At 43.8% G+C, this 7825-nt stretch carries 13 protein-coding genes; all 13 read left to right on the plus strand.

Annotation, left to right across the window (positions count from 1 at the left end; all coding sequences use genetic code 11):
- The first annotated feature begins 355 nt into the window (after window positions 1-355).
- The 13 genes from DEH07_02065 to DEH07_02125 all read left to right on the plus strand — a co-directional run bounded on the left by DEH07_02065 (window position 356) and on the right by DEH07_02125 (window position 7097).
- On the plus strand, window positions 356-1222 hold the full coding sequence (locus tag DEH07_02065) for a hypothetical protein (GenBank protein HBY03333.1): 867 nt from the start codon (window positions 356-358) through the stop codon (window positions 1220-1222).
- Window position 1223: 1 nt separating this feature from the next.
- The gene (locus DEH07_02070; protein HBY03334.1) at window positions 1224-2126 is read left to right on the plus strand and encodes an SAM-dependent methyltransferase; all 903 of its coding nucleotides are present in this window, start codon (window positions 1224-1226) and stop codon (window positions 2124-2126) included.
- A gap of 180 nt (window positions 2127-2306) precedes the next feature.
- Complete coding sequence (locus DEH07_02075) at window positions 2307-2858, plus strand: hypothetical protein (GenBank protein ID HBY03335.1); 552 nt, start codon at window positions 2307-2309, stop codon at window positions 2856-2858.
- 56 nt (window positions 2859-2914) lie between these two features.
- Entirely contained in the window at window positions 2915-2998 is an 84-nt protein-coding gene (locus tag DEH07_02080; GenBank protein HBY03336.1) for a hypothetical protein, read from the plus strand.
- A gap of 79 nt (window positions 2999-3077) precedes the next feature.
- Window positions 3078-3287 carry a prevent-host-death protein gene (locus DEH07_02085; protein ID HBY03337.1) on the plus strand — a complete coding sequence of 70 codons (210 nt, stop codon included), beginning with the start codon at window positions 3078-3080 and terminating at the stop codon, window positions 3285-3287.
- Window positions 3259-3525: a Txe/YoeB family addiction module toxin gene (locus DEH07_02090; protein HBY03338.1), complete on the plus strand. Its 267-nt coding sequence runs from the start codon at window positions 3259-3261 to the stop codon at window positions 3523-3525. Before DEH07_02085 ends, DEH07_02090 begins: the two co-directional genes overlap by 29 nt.
- A gap of 389 nt (window positions 3526-3914) precedes the next feature.
- Window positions 3915-4184: a hypothetical protein gene (locus DEH07_02095; protein ID HBY03339.1), complete on the plus strand. Its 270-nt coding sequence runs from the start codon at window positions 3915-3917 to the stop codon at window positions 4182-4184.
- Between the two features lie 69 nt (window positions 4185-4253).
- Window positions 4254-4487: a hypothetical protein gene (locus tag DEH07_02100; protein HBY03340.1), complete on the plus strand. Its 234-nt coding sequence runs from the start codon at window positions 4254-4256 to the stop codon at window positions 4485-4487.
- Entirely contained in the window at window positions 4484-4717 is a 234-nt protein-coding gene (locus DEH07_02105; GenBank protein ID HBY03341.1) for an addiction module toxin RelE, read from the plus strand. Before DEH07_02100 ends, DEH07_02105 begins: the two co-directional genes overlap by 4 nt.
- Window positions 4718-4927: 210 nt before the next feature.
- Window positions 4928-5845 carry an ADP-ribosylglycohydrolase gene (locus tag DEH07_02110; GenBank protein ID HBY03342.1) on the plus strand — a complete coding sequence of 306 codons (918 nt, stop codon included), beginning with the start codon at window positions 4928-4930 and terminating at the stop codon, window positions 5843-5845.
- Window positions 5846-5876: 31 nt separating this feature from the next.
- On the plus strand, window positions 5877-6482 hold the full coding sequence (locus tag DEH07_02115; protein ID HBY03343.1) for a class I SAM-dependent methyltransferase: 606 nt from the start codon (window positions 5877-5879) through the stop codon (window positions 6480-6482).
- Window positions 6483-6627: 145 nt separating this feature from the next.
- Window positions 6628-6813, plus strand: coding sequence for a hypothetical protein (locus DEH07_02120; GenBank protein ID HBY03344.1), 186 nt, complete (start codon window positions 6628-6630; stop codon window positions 6811-6813).
- Window positions 6798-7097, plus strand: coding sequence for a plasmid stabilization protein (locus DEH07_02125; protein HBY03345.1), 300 nt, complete (start codon window positions 6798-6800; stop codon window positions 7095-7097). The genes DEH07_02120 and DEH07_02125 overlap by 16 nt, the downstream gene beginning before the upstream one ends.
- Window positions 7098-7825: the final 728 nt, after the last annotated feature.

Here is a 7825-nt window from a genome sequence, read left to right on the forward strand (position 1 = left end):
TGCCATAATAAATCTTATGACAAGCTTGACATAAAGTGTACACCCATGTGCTAAACCGCGGACCTTCGGGCGTGCGCAGTCCGGTGGACGGACTTTGAAAAGGAGGTTTTTATGCCGACCCGCATAACATGCCGGGATAAATGGCTGGGAAGCGGCAAACCATTGCAGCAACGGGCTTTATCGTACCTTCGAAAGGAAATCCGAAGGCATCTTATAGGGGCAGAAAGCAAGGACTCCGCATCTTATGCGGATCCATCTAATTATTGTTAGCCATCAATGCAATTTTAATCCTGTCAATTTTTAAATAGATTTGATATACGTGATAAATTTAGACCGGAAAGGATGAAATGGTTCAATGCCTGAGCTTTGGACGAAAGAAAAAGAAATCCAATTTTTTGAAGAAGCAAGGAATTTCGCCACACCAGAACAATTATTTTATGTAGCTGATAATTCTTGTTATTATGCTTATTGGCCAAAGTCTTACAAAGGCAAAAAAACGACGCTACAGAGCAGGAATGCCCTTATCGGAAATTTTACCGAAAAATTCTCGGTTGATTTGCTTCAGAATTTTGCCAATTCTCAAGGACTTTATGCCGTTCAAAGCGTAATATGTGAAGAACTTGGATTGACGTCTCAATCTCCGGCAGATGTTGCACTTTGTGATCGCAATCAAAGAGAGCAGATCCCGACCGATATTAAGGGAATCTTTGAAGTAAAGATGTCGATTGTATGGAACTGGGAATTAAGAAATAAGCAATTGATTTGTTTGGGTGATTTCAAAACCCATAAAGGGAACCCCGGATTGCTTCGTTCAGATTCAATGCTAAAGGCAATCGGTAAAAGCATAAACATTCGAGTTTCCAGTCACAGTGCTTCAGAAATTCCAATTGTCATCCTTGGGAATACCCCCATTTCTCTAAGCTACAGTTCAAAGGTTGACCATCTCTATCATACTGGAATAATACAAGGATTTTGGTCAGTTAATCCGAATCCATTAGATAATAATGGTGAAAACCTAAAACAGTCACCGGATAAAGGTTTTGTGAGGATGGATTCATATGAGGAACTAAAACAAAACCTTGAAAGCTTACTCGCTGAAAAGCGGGAGTTCTTTTCCAGCATGAAATCTAAAAAAGAATTGGGGAAAATTATTGAGATTGCAAACAGGGAACCTAATTATGAAAAAAAAGCTGAAAAATTCTTATCACTTATAAGGAGCTAAAATGACAAACGGAAAGTATAGTCATAAAAGGGTCGGCACTGAAACAAGTTCCTTCGGGACTCCCGGTCGTATTAACCACGATTCCACCAAATTTTATAAAAGCAGACTTTATGAAGGCTTAAATTCTGAAAAAAATGTAAAACATATCGAGAACAAAATCCTTGAAAAGAACATTAACAAAATTTTCTGCAAATCCAGTGAAAAAATGGACGAGTTGCCTGATAATAGTGTTCATTTAATGGTTACATCACCTCCATATAACGTTTCAAAGGAATATGATGATGATTTGAGTCTGAATGAATATTTGAACTTACTGAATACAGTTTGGCGAGAAACATATCGCGTTTTGGTCCCCGGCGGCCGTGCCTGTGTCAATGTAGCTAACCTCGGTAGAAAACCTTATATACCTCTTCATAGTTACATTATAGATGGCATGCAGGAAATCGGCTATCTTATGCGTGGTGAAATCATATGGAACAAGGCTTCAAGCGCAAGCCCCTCAACTGCATGGGGAAGCTGGCTCTCAGCCGCAAATCCTGTCTTAAGGGATATTCACGAATATATTTTAGTTTTTTCTAAAGAAACATTTTCAAGAAAGAGAAAAGACAAAAAAAATACGATTAAAAAAGAAGATTTTTTGGAATGGACAAAAAGTGTATGGACATTCCCCGCCGTTTCAGCAAAACAAATCGGCCACCCCGCGCCCTTTTCAGAAGAGTTGCCTCATCGTCTAATTCAATTATACACATTCCAAGATGATGTTGTTTTAGATCCTTTCGTCGGTAGTGGTACTACCTGCCTCTCAGCTATTAAAGACAAACGAAACTATGTCGGCTATGATATTGATCCTGAGTACATAAAACTGGCTGAAAAGAGAATTTTAAATTATACTAGCCAATTATAACTATTTAAAGAATAGGCTGGCTAACAATGGAATGAACTCGGATTTGAAAAAGCAGGTGCTTTTTCAAACCGGTTATTCCAACCGATAGCCCGCTTTCTGTACTTCAGTTGTACTACACATCAACCAACGACAGATGAAAGTGTATTCAAGCGTGTTCTCTGGCTCTACGGGCTCTTCACGTTGCTATCCAACACCGCATACTTGTTTGGTTACTACCTGTTGCCTGAAGGCTTCATGCGTGGCAGTCCAACGACCGCTGTTGCCCGTCTTTCTGTCACTGACATGTTCTGGTCAGAGTTTGCCTTGACGTTGTTGTTCAATCTTGGGATGGTAGTCGTGATAGGCGTACTCTCCAATCTGATTCAAGTCAAAGGATTCTCTTTCGGATACCTGTGGCTTCTCGGTCAGGGAGTATTCACCCGTCTGGTTTCAGGCACGAACTCATTTGTTGCATCTGATATGAAGCGATTCAATGCATGGGATGGAATGGCGCTTGGGATAAGCATTGGTGAATTAGAAATGATTGAATGGGCAAAAAACAAAGGGTTACAACTTCTTGGCAGTGCAGGAGACCGAGGTCGCAGAGTTTACACCACAAGCATTGCTGACAATCTGTTTAAACAGCTAAACAAGAAAACAAAAGAAGAACCTGAGAGTGGAGATGGCGGGGAGTTGAATAGCAAAGCGGGTAAACCGGCTAAAATTCAAGCCCTACATTCATCATCTTGCTGAATGTCGTGAAGAACATTCGGAATATGTTACGTATATTACAGACCGGTATCTTTGAAATGTATGAAAGACGGCATAACAAGGCGCTGCACCGGACGGGGATTCCGCTGCGATTCATTGCCGCCGGTGAGCTTGGTCGTTAGGCTTGCCATTTCCATCTATCTCAAGTATCATAATTAATGAGAAGGCTATAAAATGAACATATAAAAAAGGAGTGGGAAAATGAGCAAATCAGCCATCAGATACATTGCAGATGAAAATGGTAATCTTACAGATGTAGTCGTCCCTATTGATCTTTGGCGTGAGATTGAATCAGAAAGAGAGACAACATATCTTTTAAAAAGTGAAACTATGAAACAACGCCTTTTGGAGGCCAAAAAACGTCAAGAAGGAATTCCTTTTGATGAAGCTTGCAAGAAGCTTGGAGTTTGACCCTGCTGCATTTGAGGATCTGTCTTGGTGGGTTGAGAACGATCGCAAGAAGGCTCTAAGGATTATCAAGTTGATCAAGGAAGTTCAACGCAATCCATTTGAAGGGATGGGGCAGCCTGAAAGGCTAAAACATGAACTGTCTGGTTGTTGGTCTAGGCGTATTGACCAAGAACATCGGCTTGTCTATGAAGTTTTAGAAACAAAAATCAGAATTTTAGCTTGCAGGTATCATTACTAAAAACAACAGGGTTAATCATGGCAAAAAAGGAGGTGAGTTTTTTTAATTTTACCAAACTCTTTTAGATGAAACGATGGAAAAGCCTAACAAATCGCTAAAGCCGACGGTGCTTCGCACCGCAGCTTAGCTCAACCGTTAGCCGGCAAATATCCCGGCAGAGGAGCGTTGCTATGAAGAAAAGATACTTCGGTTTGATCGCGGTAGTGTTGTGCCTCTCTCTACTTGTCGGTTGCGGTAAGAAGGAAGCCCCATAAACACCGGATTCGTAAGGCACGAAAAGCCCTGCTTCGAAAACCAAGGCCCCCGAATCAAAGAATGACTATGACAATGCTCCTCCCCAGCCGCCTGTCCCGCCAGCCGGGCAACCGGTCGTCGAGGAGTCCGGTTGGATGGAGGCGGTCTACGAGGGAGTCGTGGATCTGTCGAAGAAGGAACAGACGCAGTTTGGTGGTCTGCTCGTTCTTCACGCAACACGAACCTACGCCGTGGAGTTTCATCCTCAGTGTGTATTTGAGAACCTGCGGCGCGACGAGATGGTAGGTGGTGAGGAGCACAGGTACGCAGTCCGCGGATACGTCGCTGACACTGCTCCCTCCACTTCAATCTTCACACCGGAGATGCCCCGGCTGATTGCGCTCTCGGTCATGAAGCTACGGTAATCACACGGAACAGGCCTAACAGGCCGTCTGTCATATATAAACAACAAAAAAATAAGGGGAAGAAAACCAATGCAGCGAAATTTTGAAGAGATAACAAAAGAATTAATAATGCTGCCCAAACGGGAACGACTAGAAATAGTCCGATTTCTCTTATTTCTTGATAGTAGATCTTTGGATACCGATATTGAATCTGCATGGGAAGAAGAGATAATGGATAGGGTCCGTGCTGTTGATGAAGGAAAAGCCACTGGTATTGATTACAATAAAGCAATGAGAGAAATTGAACAACGGTTTATATCATGAATATCATAATACTCCAGCAGGCATTTGAGGAATTGAAAGATGCAATAGCTTATTATGAAGAACAACAGTCTGGATTAGGACTAAAGTTTAAAGAAGAAGCAGACCAGCATATCAATTGGATTTTAAGCAATCCAACTGTCCCACGACTCCGAAAACGAAGTTACCGTCGCGTCAATCTAAGAGTTTTTCCATACTATATAGCGTACATAATTCGAGGAGAAATTTTGTAGATTCTTGCTATAGCACATGGGCATCGTAAGCCGGGATACTGGATAAATAGAGAGAAGGGAATCAGCTAACAAAAGATTACACCTGATGGCTAAAGACCGGGGCTTTTTAGAAGATTTGTAGCTGTTCAAAATTCGTCGCTTTTTAGTCTATTTTCAGCAATTACCCGCCATAGGTGAATCTTAACGTTAGCCCGCCGGAGGATGACAGGAATGGATACGCGAGAAAGGTTTCGGGGTTGTCTACTTGGTTTGGCTGTGGGCGACGCGGTTGGCACGACCGTTGAGTTTCGACCGCGGGGAACATTCGAACCTTTGCGCGATATGATAGGCGGAGGGCCTTTCAATCTTCTGCCCGGCCAATGGACCGATGATACTTCCATGGCCCTTTGCCTCGCCACCAGTCTAATTGAACGCAACGGGTTTGACGCACGAGATCAGATGGAACGCTACTGCCGCTGGGCTGACCAGGGATATCTGAGCAGCACCGGTGCGTGCTTTGACATCGGCAACACTGTGGCCTCGGCACTTCGGCGATTCCGCCGGACCGGAGAGCCTTTCGCCGGATCCACCGACCCGCTATCCGCTGGAAACGGATGCATCATGCGATTGGCGCCCATTCCGATGTTCTTCTTCCCAGATTTGGAAGCTGCAGAGCGATACGGAGCAGAGAGTTCCCGAACCACCCATGGCGCGACGGAGTGTGTGGATGCCTGTCGTCTGCTCACACGCATCATCTGCCGTGCGTTACAGGGAAGGCCGAAGAATGAAGTCGCGCTCGGTGACAGTGGGTCGTTTGCCGGGGAAGAAAAGATCGTGGCGATTGCCAGAGGAGACTATCGGGCAAAGTCCGCAGAGGGCATTCGCGGTTCCGGATACGTTGTGGAGAGTCTTGAGGCAGCCATGTGGTGCTTCACTCGCGCTGAGAGTTTCGAGGAGGCGATTCTCATGGCCGCCAATCTAGGCGGTGATGCCGACACGACAGCAGCCATATGCGGACAAGTCACTGGAGCATACTACGGCAAGTCGGGCATCCCGGCTGGATGGTTGGAGCGACTGGCCCTGCGCTCGGAGATCATGCGCCTTGCAGACCAACTATATGGCAGACAAGGTAAGAAAGACGCGGGCTAACCCGAGCGTTTTATATATAAGGAGTAATCAGATGACAGTCGAAGAGCGTTACAGAGAAAGTTACAAGACAGGCTATACCCCTTGGGACGTCGGACAACCAGATTTTAATCTTATCGAAGTTGTAACAACAAAGCCTATTCAGAGCTGCAAAGTTTTAGATATTGGCTGTGGAACCGGAGACAATTCAATATGGCTTGCCCAGAACCGCTTTCAGGTTGTTGGTACTAATACTTCTGACATTGCTCTACAGAAGGCAAAAGAAAAAGCTTCTAAAGCCAATGTTGAATGCGATTTTATGCTTGTTGATTTTCTTAAAAATAAAATTAAAGGTGTTCCTTTTGGTTTTGTATTTGATAGAGGCTGTCTTCACTCATTCAGTTCTGAAAACGATCGAAAAAGGTTTGCTAAAAATGTCGCTACTCATTTGGAAGAAGTTGGCCTGTGGCTAACAATCGTTGGCAACGCTGATGAGCATCGCCAAGGTCCTGGTCTACCTCAACGGACTGCAAGAGATATCGTCTTTGCAGTGGAGCCTTATTTTGAGATTATTTCGTTACAATCAACCCACTTTGGGTCGAATCATCCAATTCCGCCCATAGCCTGGAGGTGCCTGATGCAGAAACGGTATGTCACATAAACGCTTTTGATATTTTACCATTATTGCTCATATAACCTTGCTACTCCAGGAGACGGCGTAAAAACGCGCCGCCTCTGAGCAGCCCGTTAGCAGAAGATGAACTGTACAGACCCAAAAGCACGATAAAAAATGAGGTTTATTGACCATGTCTACTAAGGAAATAGCCATAAGGAGCATTCAAGAACTTCCAGAAGACGCTACATGGGAAGATATCCAGGAGAGGATTAACTTTATAGCAGGTGTACGTAAGGGTCTTCGTGAGCTCGATGAAGGTAAGGGCATTCCCCATGAGCGGGTCAGGGAAGAGTTCAGAGAATGGCTTTCAAACTGATCTGGTCTCCGATGGCAAAATTTGATCTTAAAGACATTGCAGCCTTTATAGCAGAGGACAGTGTTTCGGCAGCCGAACGATTCGTTAGGAGCCTACTACAAACTGTGGAGAGATTAGCCGATTTCCCAGAATCCGGGCGAATCGTATCTGAGTTCGGTGATCCTGCTATTCTTGAAGTGATTCGTAAGCCATGTAGGATCGTCTATAGGGTGGACAGCAGAAAGCGTATCGTTGAGATTGCAAGAGTTTGGCATGCGGCTAGGGGAACTCCAGATATCCAATAGCTGTTAACAAGGCGCTCCACCTGACCGCCAATAGCGTGGCAGTTTTTTCAAAGTTCTGTGCCCCATTAAAGTTTTGTGGTTCTTCAAAGTTTTGTGCTCATCCTGTTGGCGGCAGATGAGCTTTATCGCTGGGCGTCTCATCAATCACTATCACCGTGCTTACGAAGGAGGAATTATGGCTAGCCCGACTATCGATTTTTTAGTGCTTTTTAACTCTAAAAATAAATTTTTTGACACGTATTTACTGGGCTGAGAAGTCATAAAAAAGGCATTTTGTAAAAGTAGTGACCTAAAAAATGGAATAAATTAGCGTGTAGTGACCAAATAAAAATGATAAATCCAGGTGCGACGTTGACAAAAATTGAGGAGGGTGACTTATTTGAACCAAATATTTTCGGCTTCGGCCAGGCGATATTTGAATTATAGTGGCTTTGCTGGTTGAAAAAGTGTAAAAAAGCAGAGAACATGACACCGCGCTTTAGGGGGATTTCGTCAAGAAATAGCAGGATTTTTTAAAAATTACCAGAAAGTATACATAAGGCGCAAAAATAATTGGAAATTTAATTACTACTACAGCGATGGATCTCTTGATAGTTCTTTGACGATATCATAACAGCTTCCTTATGTCACCGTGGTCGCTGCTTTCGGTAATCCAACAACTACGATTAAAGAAAAATATAGTGGACAGCGAAGGACTTTTATGCGATAATACTTCCAGGGTTCGGCGA

Source organism: Desulfotomaculum sp. (assembly GCA_003513005.1).
In the GTDB taxonomy this organism is placed as follows: domain Bacteria; phylum Bacillota; class Desulfotomaculia; order Desulfotomaculales; family Nap2-2B; genus 46-80.

Bases quoted from the DNA above. Each gene is read 5' to 3' on its own strand.
- DEH07_02065 (HBY03333.1), top strand. From the start codon at position 356: ATGCCTGAGCTTTGGACGAAAGAAAAAGAAATCCAATTTTTTGAAGAA.
- DEH07_02070 (HBY03334.1), top strand. From the start codon at position 1,224: ATGACAAACGGAAAGTATAGTCATAAAAGGGTCGGCACTGAAACAAGT.
- DEH07_02080 (HBY03336.1), top strand. From the start codon at position 2,915: ATGTATGAAAGACGGCATAACAAGGCGCTGCACCGGACGGGGATTCCG.
- DEH07_02085 (HBY03337.1), top strand. From the start codon at position 3,078: ATGAGCAAATCAGCCATCAGATACATTGCAGATGAAAATGGTAATCTT.
- DEH07_02090 (HBY03338.1), top strand. From the start codon at position 3,259: ATGAAGCTTGCAAGAAGCTTGGAGTTTGACCCTGCTGCATTTGAGGAT.
- DEH07_02095 (HBY03339.1), top strand. From the start codon at position 3,915: ATGGAGGCGGTCTACGAGGGAGTCGTGGATCTGTCGAAGAAGGAACAG.
- DEH07_02100 (HBY03340.1), top strand. From the start codon at position 4,254: ATGCAGCGAAATTTTGAAGAGATAACAAAAGAATTAATAATGCTGCCC.
- DEH07_02105 (HBY03341.1), top strand. From the start codon at position 4,484: ATGAATATCATAATACTCCAGCAGGCATTTGAGGAATTGAAAGATGCA.
- DEH07_02110 (HBY03342.1), top strand. From the start codon at position 4,928: ATGGATACGCGAGAAAGGTTTCGGGGTTGTCTACTTGGTTTGGCTGTG.
- DEH07_02115 (HBY03343.1), top strand. From the start codon at position 5,877: ATGACAGTCGAAGAGCGTTACAGAGAAAGTTACAAGACAGGCTATACC.
- DEH07_02120 (HBY03344.1), top strand. From the start codon at position 6,628: ATGTCTACTAAGGAAATAGCCATAAGGAGCATTCAAGAACTTCCAGAA.
- DEH07_02125 (HBY03345.1), top strand. From the start codon at position 6,798: ATGGCTTTCAAACTGATCTGGTCTCCGATGGCAAAATTTGATCTTAAA.